Consider the following 17,628-nt stretch of genomic DNA (forward strand, 5'->3'; position numbering starts at 1 on the left):
GGGACCGGTAACGTAAGCCGTCCCCCGCGGGAAACGGCGAGCGTTCGATGGACACGCAGTACTGGCGGACGGTCTCGCTCGTGACGCTGTGGCAGGTTTCCGCCAGCATCTGCTACTACACGGTGTTCGCCGCCACCCCCTTCTTCAGGGACGCGTTCGGGCTGACGCGGTTCGAGGTCGGCATCGTCGTCACCACCCTCACGTTGGGGTACGCGGTGTTTCTGCTTCCGCTCGGCGCGATCACCGACCGGTTCGGCGAGCGCCGCATGCTCTCGCTCGGGCTCGTCGGGCTCTCGGCGGGGGTCGTGCTCGTCGCCGGCGCGCCCTCCTACGCCGTCCTCCTCGCGTCCGTCTTCCTGCTCGGCTCCGTCTACGGCGTGGCGATGCCGGGGACGAACAAGGCGATCTACGACAACATCGCCGCCGGCAAACAGAACTTCGCGATGGGGATCAAGCAGGTCGGCGTCACCGGCGGCAGCGGCATCAGCGCCCTGCTGGTGACGTGGATCGCCGGCGTCCTCTTCTGGCAGGCGGGCTTTCTGCTCGCCGGCGGGCTCGGCGTCGTCGTCGCCGTCGCCTTTTACGTGCTGTACACCGGGAGCAAGGGAGGGAGCGCCGGCTCGCTGCCCGACTTCCGCGGGCTGCTCGACAACGTCCCGTACGTGGCCCTCGTATCGGCCGGCTTCTTCCTCGGCGCGGCGCTGTTCACGACGACCGGCTACACCGTGCTGTTCGTCGAGGAGGAGATCGGCGCCAGCGTCGAGTACGCCGGCGTCGTGCTCGCGGTCGTCCAGCTGTTCGGCTCCGGCGGCCGGGTGCTCGGCGGGTGGCTCGCGGACGCGATTCCGGGCGAGCCCCGGCGCACCATCGGCGCGCTCCTGCTCGTGCAGACGGTCGGGAGCATCGCGCTGCTGGTCGTCGTCGCCAACACCACCACCGTGGTCGGCTCCACGGTCGCGTTCGCCGCGCTCGGCTTCTTCGTGCTCGGCTTCACGGGCGTCTACTACTCCTGTATGGCGACGCTGGTCGGCGCCGACGAGATGGGCAGCGCGACCGCCGGCGGCCAGCTCGCACTGACGAGCGGCGCACTGTTTGCCCCGCCCGCGTTCGGCTACCTCGCCGACACCCTCGGCTACCGCTCCTCGTGGCTCCTGCTCGCCGCCGGCTGCTGTGTCGCCGCCGTGCTCCTCGTGAAGGTGATCCGCTCGCCGCCGCCCGCCGATACCGTCCCCGCAGCCGCGCAGTAGCGCTTATAAAGCGAGAGCGCGCGGCGACGAATCGGGAAGCACTCTCACCCCCACAAGCCACACGGCGCGCCCGCGAGCGCCCTCTTAAGGGCGCGAGCGGAGCGCGAGGGAGGCAGCGGGCGCCGGCGGAGCGGTTTCCCGCCGGCGGCCGTCTGCCGAGGCTGGGGAGGCGTGAGGTGCGGTGCTGTGCGGTGCTGGGTGGGACTCAAAGGGGCAGCCGGCTCCGGGAAGACGGGCGACGCAAGCACCGCAGCGGGCGGTGCCGAGAGCGAGGAGCGCAGCGAGCCCCTCGACCGGAGCCGGCTGGGGCTTTGGAGGTGTCGGTCGTCGTGCTCACTCCAGCAACCGCTTATAAGGAGCCAACTGGGGCTTTGCAGGTAGTCGCCGTCGAACGACCCGCACAACCCGCTTAAAAGGTGCCGTCAACCACCCATCCAATCTCACCAACCGCTTATAAGCGCACGACGCCGGCGACCACCGACTCACCACAACCAACCCCAAAGACAACAACCACGTACAGTGGCGAAGTCGGCCGGTCGCGCAAGCCCTATGGGTGGTCCGGCCGCAGTAGACGGTATGCGAATCGCGCTACTCGGCGGAACCGGCGACATCGGCGAGGGGCTCGCGCTGCGGCTGGCGTACGACACGCCTCACGAGATCCTGATCGGCTCCCGCGACCCTGAAAAGGCCCGCACGAAGGCCGGGGAGTATGAGACGGAGCTCGACAGCCGCGGCGTCGAGACGACGATCAAGGGGTTCGAAAACGAGATGGCCGCGGACCGCGCGGACGTCGTCGTGCTCGCCGTGCCGCCGTATCACGTGGGCGACACGGTGGAGGCGATCGCGGACAAACTCGACGAGGACGACATCCTTGTCTCGCCGGCGACGGGGATGAAACGCGACGAGGACGGCTTCCACTACCACAAGCCCGGCGCGGGATCCGTCACCCGGATCGCGGCGGCTGCCGCGCCCGAGGGCGTCGCGGTGGTCGGCGCGTTCCACAACCTGTCGGCCGACCGGCTCGCGAACCTCGACGCCGAGCTCGGCGTCGACACGCTGCTCGTCGCGGACGACGAGGACGCAAAGGAGATCGTCGAGCTGATCGCCGACGGGATCGAGGGGCTCCGCCCGCTCGACGCCGGCGGGATCGCCAACGCTCCCGAGATCGAGGCGCTCACGCCGCTTCTGGTGAACGTCGCGATGAACAACGAGGGGATGCACGACCTCGGCGTCCGGTTCGAGTAGGGCGCTCGACCTCGACACCCGCTTTTAAGCACCAAGTAGCAGCGTCTCTGCGGGGGTGCCACGCCGGCGACTGTGCCGGTGCCGCGCCGGCGACCGCAGCCGCCCAGCCACCCCGCCACTCCACCGCCCTACCACCCCGCCACACCACCGCCCAGCCACCCCACCGCCCTACCACCCCACCGCACCCCCGCCCAACCGCCCCGCCACACCACCACCCAGCCGCCCCGCCGGTTCCAGCGGCCTTTTGGTCCCGCCGCGACTCCCTTCACACATGAGTCTGGTCTCCGACGCCCACGCCGGCCACGGCGCGACGTTCCGCGACCGCGGCGGGCGCGAGGTCGTCGACCACTACGGCAAGCCGGAGCGTGTCGGACAGGCCGTCCGCAAGGTCGTCGGCACGATCGAGATGGGGTACGGGATCCTCGCCGTCACGGGCGACGATCGCGTCGAGTTCGTCGACAACGCGGTGACGAACCGCGTGCCCGAGGAGAACGGCCAGGGCGTGTACGCCCTCCTGCTCGACCCGCAGGGCGGCATCGAGACGGACATGTACGTGTACAACGCCGGCGAGCGCCTGCTGGTCTTCCTCCCGCCCGAGCGCACCGAGGCGGTGCTCGACGACTGGTCTGGCAAGGTGTTCATCCAGGACGTGGAGCTGCGCGACGCCAGCGACGAGTTCGGCGTCTTCGGCGTCCACGGCCCGAAGTCGACCGAGAAGGTCGCCTCCGTGCTCAACGGCGCGGGCGCCCCCGAGAAGCCGCTCTCGTTCGTCCGCGGGTCGATGGTCGACGCCGGCGTCACCGTCATCGCGTCGGACGCACCGCTGGGCGAGGAGGGGTACGAGATCGTCTGTGCAGCCGAGGACGCCCCCGAGCTGTTCGACACGCTGATCAACCGCGGGCTCAACGCCGCGCCGTTCGGCTACCGGACGTGGGAGGCGCTCTCGCTGGAGGCGGGCACGCCCCTCTTCGAGCACGAACTGGAGGGCACGGTGCCGAACGTGCTCGGCATCCGCAACGCGCTCGACTTCGAGAAGGGCTGTTACGTGGGCCAGGAGGTCGTCTCCCGCGTCGAGAATCAGGGTCGGCCCAGCCGCCGGCTCGTGGGCCTCGAACTCGACGGGCTCGCGGACGCCGTCGCCGACCTCGACGGCGACGAGAATCCCGAGGCGGTCGCGGACGCGCTCCCCTCCCCCACCGCGGCCGTGTTCGACGGCGACGCCGCGGTCGGCGAGGTGACCCGTGCGGCGGTCGGCCCCGCGACCGGCGACCCGATCGCGTTCGCGCTTGTCGGCCACGGGGACCTGCCCGAGGCAGGCGACGCCGCGACCGTCCGGATTGACGGCGACGAGGTCGCGGCGACTCGCATCGACCTCCCGTTCGTCGACGGGAGCGCGCAGTCCGCGCGGCTCCCGACGTATCCGGAGTGATCGGGGCCGCGACCGCCGCAACCGCCGCAACCGCCGTAACCGCCGCAACCGCCGCGAAAAGTCGGAAGCACGTTGGATATCCAAGGTACATACTTATCCGTCTTGGTTGGTGACTCTCAGACGATGAGTTCAGACGAACGTGCGAGCACCGGCATCGAGGGATTCGACGACGTGCTCCGCGGCGGGCTGGTGCCGGAGCGCTCGTACATGCTCCGGGGCGGTCCCGGGACCGGCAAGACGATCGTCGGCTGTCACTTTCTCACCGCGGGCGTGGCCGCCGGCGAGTCGACGCTGTTCGTCAACTTCGAGGAGCCGACCGAGCGGGTCCGCGAGAACGCCCGCTCGCTCGGCTTCGACCTCTCTAACGTCACCTTCCTCGACCTCACGACGAACGCCGAGACGTTCACCGAGGACCGCGGCTACGGCATCTTCGAGGCCGACGAGGTGGAGGCCGGCGACGTGAGCCACCGGATCGTCGACGCCGTCGACCGCGTCGAGCCCGACCGCGCGTTCGTGGACCCGATGACCCAGCTCCGGAACGTCCTCCGTGACGACGCGCAGTTCCGCCGGGAGGCGGCCTCCTTCATGCGGTACCTCACCGACCAAGGGGTGACGACGCTGTTCACCACGCAGCCAAGCTACGAGGGTGTCGTCGACGACCTGGAGTTCCTCTGTGACGGCAGCTTCGCGCTCAACCACGAGCAGAAGGGCCGGACGCTGACGGTGAACAAGTATCGCGGATCCGGGTTCCAGTCCGGCTCCCACACCGTCCGCATCGACGACGGCGGGCTCTCGGTGTTCCCGAAGCTCGTGCCCACCTCCCACCAGCGGACGCTCTCCGAGGAGACGGTCTCCTCGGGCGTCCCGGCGCTCGACGACCTGCTCCACGGCGGCATCGAGCGCGGGAGCATCACCGTCATCTCCGGACCGAGCGGCGTCGGGAAGACGACGACGGGCACCCACTTCGTGCAGGAGACCGCCGAGCGCGGCGAGCGCTCCGTCGTCTACTCCTTCGAGGAGGATCTCGCGACGTTCACCCACCGCTCCGAGTCGATCGGCCTGCCGGTGAACGAGATGCGCGACCGCGGCACGCTATCGGTCGCGGAGGTGGAGCCGCTCGACATCTCCGCCGACGAGTTCGCCGCGATGGTGCGCGAGGAGGTCGAGGAGCGCGACGCCCGCACCGTGATGATCGACGGCATCTCCGGCTACCGGATGTCGATCCGCGGCGCCGAGGACGATCTGCTCCGCGAGCTCCACGCGCTCTGCCGCTACCTCCGGAACATGGGCGTCACGGCCATCCTCGTCGACGACGTGGGAACGGTTACCGGCGACTTCGAGCCGACGAGCGACCGGATCAGCTACCTCGCCGACAACATCCTCTTCCTCCGCTACCTGGAGATGAACGGCGAGCTCCGGGAGGCGACCGGCGTGCTCAAAAAGCGCGCCAGCGACTTCGAGCGCATGCTCCGGGAGTTCTCCATCACCGAGGACGGCATCGTGCTCGGCGAACCCCTCCGGAACCTCCGTGGCATCCTCACGGGGACGCCGGAGCTGCGTGACGACACCGAGTAGCCGATGACCGACGACTCCGGACCCCCCTCGGCGAACGGGTTCGACCGACGGCCCGGAGCGCCGACCGGCACCGAGGGCGCCGGCGCGCGCATCGGCTGCTGTCTGCGGCCCGGTCGCGACCGGGAGCTGCTTGTCGAGTGGCTCGCCGAGAACGGCTACCGGCCCACGGTCGTGACGCCCGGGACCCTCGACGACGAGCCGTTCGACTGCTGTATCGTCGATGTCGCAACGCTGCGGGACGCCGAAGCCGCACTCCGCCGTCGACGGCAGGAGGAGCCCGGACTGGTGCCGTGTCTGCTGCTCACGCCCGAAGACGCCAGCGAGACGCTCGGCGGGCTCCCCCGCTCCGTGGCGAGCATCGTCACCGACGTGTTGAGCACGCCGCTCCGGACGGTGGTACTGCGCCGCCGGCTGGAGAACGCCCTCTCGGCGCGGCGGCTCTCGACGGCGCTCGCCGGAAGCCGGGAGCGCTATCGGCGGGTAGTCGAGCAGGCGCCCGCGGCGGTGTTCCTCCTCGACGACGGCGCGGTCACCTACCTCAACGAGGCCGCCGAGCAGCTCCTCGGCCGCCCGGACACGGCGATCGTCGGACGGTCGCTCGTCGAGTTCCTCACGGAGCCGGACCGCGACCGGATCGCGTCGCTGTTCGACGAGCTCGGCGTCGGCGAGTCGACGGAGTTCGTCGAGGCCGTGTTCGCGGGGGCGGCCCGCTCGGTTCCAGTCGAGCTCGCGGCGACGCAGATCGCCACCGAAGTCGACGCCGAGCTCGCGTCATCGAGCTGGTTCGAGGAGCACAACGACGAGCTCGACGGCAATCTGCAGGTCGTCGCACACGACGTCTCGCGGCGGAAGGCCCGCGAGGACCAGCTCCGGCTCTATCGGCGGGCGATGGACGCCGCCACGGTGGGGATCTCCATCACGAACCCGTCGCTCCCCGACAACCCGCTCGTCTACGTCAACGAGGAGTTCGAGCGACTCGCCGGGCGGTCCCGCGAGGAGCTGATCGGCCGAAACGCCCGGATCCTCCAGTCGCCGAACACCGACCCCGACGCCGTCGCCGAACTGCGGCGGGCGATAGACGCCGGCGAGTCGGCCTCGGTGGAGCTGTTGAACCGACGGCCCGACGGCACCGAGTGGTACAACGCGCTCGACGTGACGCCGATCCACGGTCCCGACGGCGAGGTCGAGTACTTCCTCGGCTTCCAGCGCGACGTGACCGAGCGGCGGGAGCGCGAGCTCCGGATGGTCGTCCTCGACCGAGTGCTCAGACACAACATCCGCAACCGGCTCAACGTCGTGCTCGGCCACGTGGCCGAGCTGGAGGCGGGCAGCGAGGACGTCGACGCCCACGCCGCCCGGATCCGGTCGGCCTCCGAGGACCTGCTGTCGCTGTCGAACGCCGCCCGCCGGTTCCGGTCCGTGCTCCGCACCGAAACGGGCGGAGAACCAGCCCGTCTCGACCACGTGATCGCCCGCGTCCTCTCGTCGCTCCGCGAGGAGTTCCCCGACGTCGAGCTGGAGACGTCACTCACCCCCGTTCGGGTGCCGTCGGCGGTGGGTGTCGACCTGGCCGTCGCGGAGCTCGTCGCGAACGCCGCGCGGTACGCCGGCGACCGCCCGACGGTCCGCGTGACGCTCCGACGGGAGGGCACCGAGGCCGTGGTAACCGTCACCGACGACGGGCCGGGACTTCCCGCAGACGAGCGGATGGCGCTGTTGGGGCGCGCGGAGTCGCCGGTCGAACACGCCTCCGGGCTCGGCCTCTGGCTCGTCCGGTGGGTCGTCGATGACCTCGGCGGCGACGCGGTCTACGAGGAGGACGACTCGGCCGGCGCGGTCGTCACGCTCCGGATCCCCGCGTCCGACGAGGACGGGCAGGCGGCGGACGGATAGGCGGCGGACGGGTGCCCGCGGAGCGCGACCACGCTCCCGTCGTCGACCTCGACGACGTGGCGGCCGCCGCGATGGGCTGCGTCCCCAGTTGGCCGGTGGTTTCACCCATCCTCGCGTGGTATCCGGGCACATGACCGAGACGGACGAGGACCTCGCTGCGTCCCGTGAGCGGCTGGTCGAACAGCTCCGCCGGCGACACGACCTCTCCGAGCGGACGCTGGCGGCGATCGGGTCGGTGCCGCGCCACGAGTTCGTGCCCGCGGACCGGCAGTCGGCGGCGTACGCCGACCGCCCGCTGCCGATCGGCCACGACCAGACGATCAGCGCGCCGCACATGGTCGCCATAATGGTCGACCTGATCGAGGTGGCGGAGGGCGACCGCGTGCTGGAGGTGGGCACCGGCTGCGGCTACCACGCCGCGGTCGTCGCCGAGATCGTCGGCCCGGGCAACGTGTACACCGTGGAGTACGTCCCCGACCTGGCCGACGACGCCCGCGACCGGCTCGACCGGCTCGGCTACGACGTCAACGTCCGCGCCGGGGACGGTCGCGAGGGCTATCCCGACGGCGCCCCGTTCGACGCCGCCTACCTCACCTGTGCGGCGCCGGAGGGCGTCCCCGACCCGATCATCGAGCAGGTCCGCGAGGGCGGGCAGATCGTCGCGCCCGTCGGCGGCGGCATCTCCCAGCGGCTCGTGCGCCTGACCGTGGAGGCGGACGGCGTCGACCGCGAGGAGCACGGCGGAGTGCGGTTCGTGCCGATGCAGTGACCGGCGGGACCGTGGAGAGTCGCGACCATCGCACCACCTCGCGTCGCTCCACCACACGCCGTCCCCCGCGTCCTTTTTAGGGGCGGCGCGCGCTCCGTCGGACATGACCATACGGGACGACGGACTCCCCGTCGAGGCGCTGTTGCTGCTCCGGGCGGCCCGCGAGACGGGCGCGCTGGACGCGCTCGCCGAGCGCGCCGGAACGCCCGCGGCGCTGGCGGCGGAGACGGCGCTGACGCCGGCGGCCGCCGAGACGGTCGTCCGGACCCTTGCCGACCTCGGCTTTCTCGAACGGGTCGGCGACGAGTACGAGTTCACCAACCGGGCGCTGGGCTTCCTCGCCAAGCGGGACCTCCGGTCGGTCGGAACGCTCCCGGCGGAGCTTGACGCGATCAACGCGCTCGTCGCGCTCCCCGCGACGATGACGGGACCGGTAGCGGGAGAGGGAGCAGATGGCGAGACTGTCGCCGGCGACGTCGACGCCGAATCCGACGGCGACGCCGAAACCGACGGCGACAACCACCTCCGCAACCGCCTCGGCGCCGCGGCGGCCGAGGACGAGGCCACCGTGCGGGCGCGGGTGACCGCCGCGACGCGCGCCCAGCCGGACGCGGAGACGGTGCTCGTGGTCGGAGACGGCGCCGGCACCCACGCCCGGGAGTTCGCCGCCCGCGGGCTCGACGCGACCCTGCTCGACGGAGAGGCAGTCGTGGCCGCCGTCGACCCCCTGCTCGCCCCGACCGACGTGACGACGACCGCCGGGTCGCTGGCGGCAGCGGAGCTCGCGGACCTCGTGTTCGCGGCCGCGCTGCTGACCGAACTCGGCCGCGAGGAGGCCGCGTTCACGGTCGAGGCGGCCGCCGAGCGCCTGCGCGAGGACGGGGCACTCGTGTTCGTGGAGCCGGTGCGCGAGCGGCTAGAGTCGGAGACGGTCGTCGCGCGGGATGTCCGCCGGCTGGCTGAAGGGAGCGGTCGGGTACACGCGCTCGACGACTACCGCGAGTGGTTCACGGCGGCGGGACTCGACCTGACCGTCGAGCCCGTTCCCGGCATGGACGCGGTCGCGCTGGTGGGGCAGCCCGAGCGTGCAGTTTTAGGCGACTGACCGCCGAGGGAGGGTATGGACGAAGCGGCCCTCCGCACCGACATGATCGAGGGGCTCGAACATCAGCTCGGCGAGCCGCTCGGCGCGTCGGTCCGCTCCGCGCTCCAGCGCGTCCCCCGCGGGACGTTCGTGGACGACGACCCGCACGCCAACCGGGCCAGCGACGAAGGCGGGACGCGCGCGCTCGCCCCGGCCACCGTCGCCCGGATGCTGACCGCGCTCGACGCCGACGAGGACGACGACGTGCTCATCGTGGGCGCCGGCGTCGGCTACACCGCCGCGACCCTCGCGGAGATCGCCGGCCCGCGCCACGTCCACGCCATTGACATCGACCGCCGGGCGGTCCAGCTCGCGCGGTCGAACCTCGCCGACGCCGGCTACGAGGCCGTGCTCGTCGACCGCCGCGACGGCGCAAACGGGCTCCCCGAGTACGCTCCCTTCGACCGGATCCTGCTTGAGGCGGGCGTCGTCGAGCCGCCGCGCGCGCTCCGCGAGCAGCTCGCACCCGACGGCCGGCTGGTGTACCCCCGGGGGACGGTGGCCCAGTCGATCGTCGCCGTGGAGCCGGCACAGAGCAACGAGCAATCGCCGGCGGCGGACGAGGACGGCGAGGAGATCCCCAACGGCTTCCACCTCGTCGAGGAGGCCGGCCCCGCTCAGGTCCCCCCGATGCTCGCCGACGGCGAGCAGGGCCGCATCGAGCGCAACCGAACCCGCCGCGAGGACGCGGCGTTCGCCGAGCAGGGCCACTTCGCGAAACACGGCTGGGAACAGGAGTGGATCGACTGGGACTCGCGGCTGTAGCGGACGCTCGTATCGCCATCACGGCCCCAGTCAACAGCCTCGGGGTCCAAGCCCCGAGGCTTGTCGGTGAACTTCCGTTCTACCCCTACCCCTCTAATTGAGGGAGGAGGCGTTGAAATCGCCATGCGCAAGCCGAACGACGACCTCGGCTGGCTGGACACCGACGCGGCACGAACCGACGCCGGCGGGCGCGAAGACACACCCGAACAGAAGCGTTAAACGCTCGCCGGCGGTACAACGCATCGAGGGCGCGTAGCTCAGTGGACAGAGCACTTGGTTCCGGACCAAGATGCCGCGAGTTCAAATCTCGTCGCGCCCGTCACGTTTCGTAACGATCCACATCCGACAGACGGCGGTACGTTCCTTATAAAGGAGTACGCCCATCCGTGAGTGATTTCGTTACGTCGCGTAACTGGGGTCGAAGCCCTCCCGCGATTCGCGTACATCCAAACGGGGCTGAGAGGTATTGAATTGGGCGATTTGATTCCTACAAAGGAATGTACTTAGAGTCCGATCTATCGACTTGCCCTGCGAAGGATCTCATCAAAATCGTTTCGAAGACGATCCGTCTTAGTTTCGTAATCACCCGCGTGCTCGTACACTGCTAATACACAGTTGCGGATATTCCCCTCCGAAACATCCATACGCTCAGCAGTTCGAGTCCAAGCACGGTCAAGTCGAGCCTTTTGAGGAGATCGGAAACGTCCGTTTGCATAGCACTTTTGCGGGCTGTTTTCAAGCTCAATGTAGTCCTGCAAGACGTGCTCTCTGTAGACAATCCCAGCATCTCGTTCACCCGTAATGAAAAAGTCAGGAATGACCTCTTCAGCAGCTTGTGCTACCTCGTTTGACAGGCTTGAACGCTCCCACGTATTCAGGAGTTGCTTTAGTCCCATGGCGCGTTATGCCTCTATATCCGGCTACAGTATATAAATACATTCTCAGTTAATGCAGAAATGACCTAGATCATTCGAGTTTGGCGATCTAAGTCAGATCGGCATTAACCGACCACACACAATTATATATGAGCTGCAAGTCAGGTGGTATTGTTTGACAATCTCATTACTACCCTATATTCAGAACAATGGTGCCGCTGTGGGCTTTTTATCGGGAGGTTTGATATGCCGTCGAGGTAACATGCATTCCAAATGAATCGCGAATCTATCGAAAGCTACGTAGAACGGGCTGATACCGTTCTCAAATCCTCCCCCCAGATGGACGAAGCCAATACCAAGGCTGCAGTCTTACGTGACTTTCTAGACCTCCTCAATTGGGAGATCCCGACGAATACCCAGCTCGAATACTCAGTCGAAGCGTTCGGCCAGACGTACAAAGTCGACTACGCGCTGATTCTTGAAGGAACACCAGTCGCGTTTCTGGAAGCCAAGGGTGCGGACACTACGCTGACAGAGAAACACGACGAGCAATTGTCGTCCTATATGACGAACAAAAACGTTACTTATGGGATCCTCACTAATGGGAAGCAATATCGATTCTTCCAGCGGCGGGTAGATGCCTCCAACGTAGACGTACAGCGGATTGCCGACGTAGAACTCACAGGTCTCCCCAATCGTCGTGCTGTATTACGGGCCTTCACTAAGGCTGCTATCGAGTCGGGAGAGTCCGGGAAGATACTCGGCCGTATCAACGAGCTTCGTGAGGCAAGACGAACACTCGAATCCAAAAAAGAACAGCTAGCATCGGGGGTTGCACAAAATCTTGCAGACGGAGTGTCGGAGACGATCCTTCCACTTGCAGAGTCTCAGTCGAAGGAGATGATAGATCGGCTCGTAGCAGACATCGACTCCGAGATCGACGCCGACGGCGAGCCGGAGAGAGTTCCGAGTGACACTGGTGATGAAGACATCAAGCCGATGAAAGACAACGTCTCGGGAACCATACAGCGCTCCGATATCGAAGGCAAGTCTGATGCCAAGGTCGCGGTATTCCCGACGCAAGTCTCCGGACTACCCTTCCTCAAGGAAAACAACGCGTGGGGATTCGTTCGGGTTGGGAGCGAGTTTGAATACGTTGCGATGTACGTGACTGGCGAAGCCAAGGAGGTGAAATACTTCGCAACGGTGGATGAGATTGCCTCTCCAGAAGAAGCAGATCTCGCACGCCCAGCAATGGACTACTTGGATCGTGACGAAATTGGAGATGGAAAGAAAGTCATCCAATTCAAAACTGGGAGTCTTTACGAGCTGGGGGACCCCATTCCGTTCGAGACGAAGTATCCGCAGTCTCTCCGATACACTACCCTTGAGAAACTTCGAACCGCTCAGACGACAGATGACTTGTTCTAAATCGCCGCAGATCACACGAGAGGTTCTTCACTTCAGTACGCCATCTGCATAGGCAATCCACCCAAATCACACCCCACATTCTTTAGAATGATATTGCTCTGTTGAACTCCTTTGCGGGTGATGAGTTCTGAACCGTATCCGGCCGATACAAACGCTGTACTGATCGACCAAAGCAGAACATTATCAATTTTTGACCACTCTAACAAAGCCGTAGAGCAATAACTAATAAGGTAGAATGTCAATTCATTTTGAAGAGAATATGGGAACTAAATCAAAAGAGGACACATCAGACATTTCGTTAACTTGGAGTGAGAAGCGTGAAGAAATAAGTAAGTCAAACCCGGCAGAGATCATCGGTGTGCCATCGGTTCTTCTATACATATCTGGTGCTCTTGTCTACTTTTCTATATTCATCGCCATCGCATATCTGTCGTATGGTACAGTACAAGAATTCAGATTGGCAATGGAACCTAGTGGCCCGTCAAATGACATTTCAGGCGCTATTGTTGGCTATTCTATCTTGGCAGGGTGTCTATCAGTTGCTACTTTCCGCACATTATTACTTTCTAAGCATTCAAAGGAGTCAACCCTCGTGCTTGCCATCGTTCATCCCATAATCCATCTTTTCACGGTAGCTTTTTGGGGATTTCTTTTCATCATTCCATCAATTGTGGTTTTTATCCTTTTGCCCGTTCCAGACCAATTAACTACTGGCGTTAGTGTGATAGCTGGTTTCGCATTTGCATCCATTTGGTTAATCGGTCGTACACACCATGCACTTCCGGATGAGTTCTATCATACTCTAATCCAGTTGCGAGAAGGTTTCAATTCAATAAATAAATATATAGAAACTTCACGAGATTATATAAGTAAAGGGGAATTCGAACAGGCGATTGATCCTATTATTACTGCATACGAGGATCTTGAATCAATAAAAGGTAAAATAGCCAGTGACTCAGAAGGTCAGCAATCACTAATTGACATTCATTATCTAGAAGATCAAATTCACCAGTGCAACAAAGAATTGGTGTCTAGTAGTATAGATTCTGGAGCTAACCTGCTCGAAGAGGAGGCGTATGAAGAAGCATATGACACATTATCTGTGGCACGTGAGGCTTTGAAAATTTATAAAAATAGTACAACGAGAATACAGGCACCCAACAACTCAGAGCTATCCGATCTAGAAGACCAACTTGAGTCCCATATTGAAAAAGCGCAGGACGAACTTAGGGCCACTGCAAATACCTCTAAAACGGAGGTTGAAGAACTCATAACTGAAGCCAGTGATTTGCAAGAAAAAAACCAATATGCCATGGCATCAATAAAATTGGAATCTGCCACTGAAATTGTTGATAAACATCAGAGATTGGCCACCAAAGATATTCTTCAGAATGATCTCCAATCACAGTCTACACAAATCCAATCACTAAGAGATCAAATGAAACAAGATCAACAGGAGTCAGAGCTACGTTCTGATATTGATAAGTATAGAGAGATGATCGCGAACATTGCTGATGAGAGTGTTGATAAAATCGAATTGAATATAGAATCTAAATCAGAGATACAAGTAACGAAGAATGAGTACGAACGCTTGTTCCAAACTATGAACATCATTCAGCGTCTTCGAGATGATTCACCACACTTTCCGTGGGATGTTTTCCAATCCAAACTAAATCAAACCGCTACTGGTACAGAGGTCACCCGTGAAACTCTCATCAAATATCACACGATTGCTACTGATATCGATAAAATAGTTACATACCTAAAAACTGCACCAGAAGATCATCCTTCAATCGATTCCAAGCAATGGCGGGAGGCTATTTCTATCTCTCTCGAAGAAGAATATCAGGAAATACTAACTCCTATTGTCAAACAAATAGAAAGACTTGGAAATGAACCATGGCAGCGCGAGCATCTATATGAAATCACGTGGGAAGAATTTGAATCACTCATTGGAGAATTGTACGGTGGCCTTGGGTTCAATACTGAAGTGACAAAAGAAACTGCCGATCTAGGCGTCGATGTTTGGGCCGAACGTGATGGAGACCGCACTGCCATCCAAGTGAAACAGTATAGTGAGACCAATACAGTAGGCCGTGAGACATTACAGAAGTTGTTGAGCACGATTGCTCGAGGTGAAGCTAATAGAGCTGTCGTTGTAACCAGCGGTGATTTTGCATATACCGCAAAACAATACGCAGCAGACACGCCGGATATGGAATTGATAGACGGTGATGAGTTACTTGAAATGCTAAGCGAATCTGAGATTCCTCCCCCAGTCTGATCAATCTGCACTCACCATCTGAATGCACCTGAATGGTTCAGATACAAAGAAGAGGCTTTGTTGAAATCCTTTACAAGTGATAAGTCCTGACCTGGAACTGGTCTATACAGCCTCACTCTTGACCGTCGTCACATACGAACTCTCGGAGACCATCAAGGAGCTCTGGACGTTCATCGACGATCCGCTTCATGCGTGAATGTGCCGCCGTGTGGCAATCACTGCAGAGAACGATGAGATTGTCAACATGGTCAGGACCACCAGCTGAAAACGGAATTATGTGGTGTACCTCGAAAGAAGGGCCGTCCTCATCTGCAGGGGTAACCTCGCTACCACACCGTTGACATTTCTGTTCATCTCGCTCGATAACCTGTTCGCGTAATGATTGAGGCAGACGTCGGGTTTCAGCGATACTCTCGGCATGCGCTATTTTGTGATGTGCGCGCATGCCCCCCTCGTTGGCAAACACTTCTCCACACGTCGGGCATTCTCTTGGATTGGTGTAGTCAACGAGTTTCTCTCCATGAGAGATCGTATGATGCGCCTTCATATCCCGCTCATGGACAAAATCATCACGCCCACAGGACGGACAAACGTGTTTACCCATTTTAGGATTTTTTGTAGTCAGAACATCATAACCCTTCAGGTGGATTCTCGCCGGTCAATACGCAGCTCTCATCAACCGGCTGTTTTAGACGTAAATATGCCTGAATAATAGGTTTTCAGCAGAGCCAATAGTCCGTAACTGTTCCCGACATTTTCAAGCTACTACGGCAAGGCCAATTGCATCTACCACTTTCGGCGGAGTGTGAGATTCCCGTGAAATTAATTGCCGCGTACTGATAATACAAATTCGGTGACTTATTTAATCTCGGACCCTCACTAGTCCTTTGGGCACATATGTATTCTTACCCGGTGAGGTCTTCCGTGTACTAGTACTTCTTGGGCCTCCAGACATACTTTGGTCCCAGTTCCCTTGCGCATGATACATTACATTCTCACACTTGGGGCACTCAACTTCAACGTAATTTGGTGGTGAGAATTTATCTTTTAGATCTCCGGCCTCAGCATCACCAACAACTACCTTTGACATCTTATTGGGACAGAATTGGCATTGTACACTACTTGTTATTGTCACAGGCATGGTTCTCGGAATGTACTATGATAGCAAATACTTTCCGTGTGATAGCTGATTGACAGCCACTTTCCAAGAATATCTGAATATCACAGTAACTAAACTGGCGTGACCGCGTTATCTGACGAACAGGAATTCGATTAATGAACACTGTAGTATGATTGGGTTCGAAGTGTTTCTAATCTCATATTCACGTATTATACTGCTGCAGTCTTCGAGAAGCTTGGTTAGTAAGCACATCAACATAGTTCGCCGTTGGGTTATTGTCATATGAGGATATACAATGGGAATATGACTAACCTTAGACCTGCAGATGTCATACACGGTGAAATAACTCGAATATCGAATAGAGGTAATGGTATTTTAGATTATGGAGCGGGAGAGATTTCAATCGGTGCTATTCGTCCTGAAGCGGTCGGTCAAGCGGTTGACGCAGTTGTCTATGATGAAGATCATGCCTTCTGTTTGGATATGTCTGCACAAGTAGAGTACTATGATAATACGAGAAAGGCCCAAACAGGTCAGCTCTTGGATAATCCACCGAAGGACTGTCCCGGACTCGGCGAGGTCATCGAAGTAGAAATCAAGGGCATCAACTCTTCTGGTCACGGTCCTGCTACATACCGAGGTATTCCCGTGCGTGTCCGGAATATTCCTGAAAATATAACGAACGGAGAAACTCACTCTGTGAAAGTATATCGTATTGAGCCTCGACGTCTTATCGCAACCGGACTCACAGAGTTTACTGTTAGAAGTTCGTTATCCGACCTTGGCAGTCGGTTTAGCGCAAAGATTACTAGTAGAACTAATTCTGGGAATGGACTCATCGAGGAGTTTGTCGGACAAAAGATTAACATCGGTCCAATAAAACCAGAGACGGTCGGGGAAACTGTCGATGCGATACTTCTGAATGAGGACTGGGCATATTGTTTGACTCCTTCTGTGGTAGCAGGTGATTACGACGAGGCGATGTCGCCACACATGACCGAGGTTGATTTCACATTAGATGAGCTAAGCCAGAAACGGAATGTGCGGGGACAACCACCAGACACCTCGAATGCGAGGATTGTTCGAGGTGAACAGCGACGTCGGTCACGGTTTCGAGATGAAGTGATCGACGCCTATGATGGGGCATGTGCTGTCTGTGGACAGCGAATCAAGGACGCTAAATCTGGAGAGTACTTTGAGGTAGAGGCAGCACACATCTATCCCGTAAGTGGCGTAGAAGCCGAAGATTCTCTCGAAGGAGGTCCCGATACAGTGAAAAATGGGATCTCATTATGCAGAACTCATCACTGGACCTTCGATAATGGCTGGTTTACGATCACAGATGACTACCGAATCAAAATCAAGAACGATCCTTCAGTTCCAGGATATGAAATGCTCGAACAGTATGAGGGGAAAGAATTGCTGCTTCCGGACGATCGATCTTTCTGGCCCGCACAACATTACCTAGAGGCGCATCGAGAAAAGGTCTGGACAGGATGATCTAACTCTGCCGAAATTATAATCACTCGATGAAATAGAACCACGTTAATTGATTTATTAGTCTCGTTCTATTCTTTCACCTTCGTGCTCGTCTCACCGGGATACCACCATACAGTACTCCTCGCCCCCGTTTTCTTCGACTGGAGAACTCCCTGATCCTCTAACGAGCGAAGACGATTGTACACCGCCCTGCGCCCGATAGGAAGCGATTCTGCAACCTCATCAGCCATCAGTACTGGATCCTCCGCATTCACGAACACCGCCAGTATCTCCTCATCAGATACCGTTGGCTTGCGACCGGGGCCATCGCTACCCATTCACCTTGAAACGCGAGACGTGAGGGGCTAAATC

At 60.9% G+C, this 17,628-nt stretch carries 13 protein-coding genes and 1 tRNA gene; 12 read left to right on the forward strand and 2 right to left on the reverse strand.

What is annotated here, in order from left to right:
* The first annotated feature begins 47 nt into the window (after window positions 1-47).
* The 11 genes from ACYQ07_RS08215 (at window position 48) to ACYQ07_RS08265 (ending at window position 14,657) form a co-directional block, all read left to right on the forward strand.
* Window positions 48-1,247, forward strand: a complete 1,200-nt coding sequence (locus tag ACYQ07_RS08215) for an MFS transporter (RefSeq protein WP_459879734.1) — start codon at window positions 48-50, stop codon at window positions 1,245-1,247.
* Between the two features lie 576 nt (window positions 1,248-1,823).
* Window positions 1,824-2,492 (forward strand): NADPH-dependent F420 reductase, encoded by a 669-nt coding sequence (gene npdG, locus ACYQ07_RS08220; RefSeq protein ID WP_459879737.1) that lies wholly within the window; start codon window positions 1,824-1,826, stop codon window positions 2,490-2,492.
* 271 nt (window positions 2,493-2,763) lie between these two features.
* A complete protein-coding gene (gene ygfZ / locus ACYQ07_RS08225; protein ID WP_459879739.1) occupies window positions 2,764-3,921 on the forward strand; it encodes a CAF17-like 4Fe-4S cluster assembly/insertion protein YgfZ in 1,158 nt (385 codons plus the stop codon).
* Window positions 3,922-4,044: 123 nt separating this feature from the next.
* Complete coding sequence (locus ACYQ07_RS08230; protein WP_459879742.1) at window positions 4,045-5,496, forward strand: ATPase domain-containing protein; 1,452 nt, start codon at window positions 4,045-4,047, stop codon at window positions 5,494-5,496.
* A 3-nt stretch (window positions 5,497-5,499) separates the two neighbouring features.
* On the forward strand, window positions 5,500-7,389 hold the full coding sequence (locus ACYQ07_RS08235; RefSeq protein WP_459879745.1) for a PAS domain-containing protein: 1,890 nt from the start codon (window positions 5,500-5,502) through the stop codon (window positions 7,387-7,389).
* A gap of 130 nt (window positions 7,390-7,519) precedes the next feature.
* Entirely contained in the window at window positions 7,520-8,158 is a 639-nt protein-coding gene (locus tag ACYQ07_RS08240) for a protein-L-isoaspartate(D-aspartate) O-methyltransferase (RefSeq protein ID WP_459879748.1), read from the forward strand.
* Window positions 8,159-8,261: 103 nt separating this feature from the next.
* Window positions 8,262-9,263: a class I SAM-dependent methyltransferase gene (locus ACYQ07_RS08245; RefSeq protein ID WP_459879750.1), complete on the forward strand. Its 1,002-nt coding sequence runs from the start codon at window positions 8,262-8,264 to the stop codon at window positions 9,261-9,263.
* A 15-nt stretch (window positions 9,264-9,278) separates the two neighbouring features.
* Window positions 9,279-10,067, forward strand: a complete 789-nt coding sequence (locus ACYQ07_RS08250) for a protein-L-isoaspartate O-methyltransferase family protein (RefSeq protein WP_459879753.1) — start codon at window positions 9,279-9,281, stop codon at window positions 10,065-10,067.
* A gap of 246 nt (window positions 10,068-10,313) precedes the next feature.
* Window positions 10,314-10,386, forward strand: a tRNA-Arg gene (locus ACYQ07_RS08255).
* An 895-nt stretch (window positions 10,387-11,281) separates the two neighbouring features.
* Entirely contained in the window at window positions 11,282-12,373 is a 1,092-nt protein-coding gene (locus tag ACYQ07_RS08260; RefSeq protein ID WP_459879756.1) for a type I restriction enzyme HsdR N-terminal domain-containing protein, read from the forward strand.
* Between the two features lie 259 nt (window positions 12,374-12,632).
* Entirely contained in the window at window positions 12,633-14,657 is a 2,025-nt protein-coding gene (locus ACYQ07_RS08265; protein ID WP_459879759.1) for a restriction endonuclease, read from the forward strand.
* Window positions 14,658-14,769: 112 nt separating this feature from the next.
* On the opposite strand, the gene ACYQ07_RS08270 is transcribed toward ACYQ07_RS08265, so the two are convergent.
* Window positions 14,770-15,261 (reverse strand): HNH endonuclease, encoded by a 492-nt coding sequence (locus tag ACYQ07_RS08270; RefSeq protein ID WP_459879762.1) that lies wholly within the window; start codon window positions 15,259-15,261, stop codon window positions 14,770-14,772.
* A gap of 819 nt (window positions 15,262-16,080) precedes the next feature.
* Here ACYQ07_RS08270 and ACYQ07_RS08275 point away from each other — a divergent pair.
* Window positions 16,081-17,277 carry an HNH endonuclease gene (locus ACYQ07_RS08275; protein WP_459879765.1) on the forward strand — a complete coding sequence of 399 codons (1,197 nt, stop codon included), beginning with the start codon at window positions 16,081-16,083 and terminating at the stop codon, window positions 17,275-17,277.
* A 68-nt stretch (window positions 17,278-17,345) separates the two neighbouring features.
* On the opposite strand, the gene ACYQ07_RS08280 is transcribed toward ACYQ07_RS08275, so the two are convergent.
* The gene (locus ACYQ07_RS08280; RefSeq protein ID WP_459879768.1) at window positions 17,346-17,594 is read right to left on the reverse strand and encodes a hypothetical protein; all 249 of its coding nucleotides are present in this window, start codon (window positions 17,592-17,594) and stop codon (window positions 17,346-17,348) included.
* Between the last annotated feature and the right edge of the window lie 34 nt (window positions 17,595-17,628).

It is taken from the genome of Halorubrum gandharaense (genome assembly GCF_054654575.1).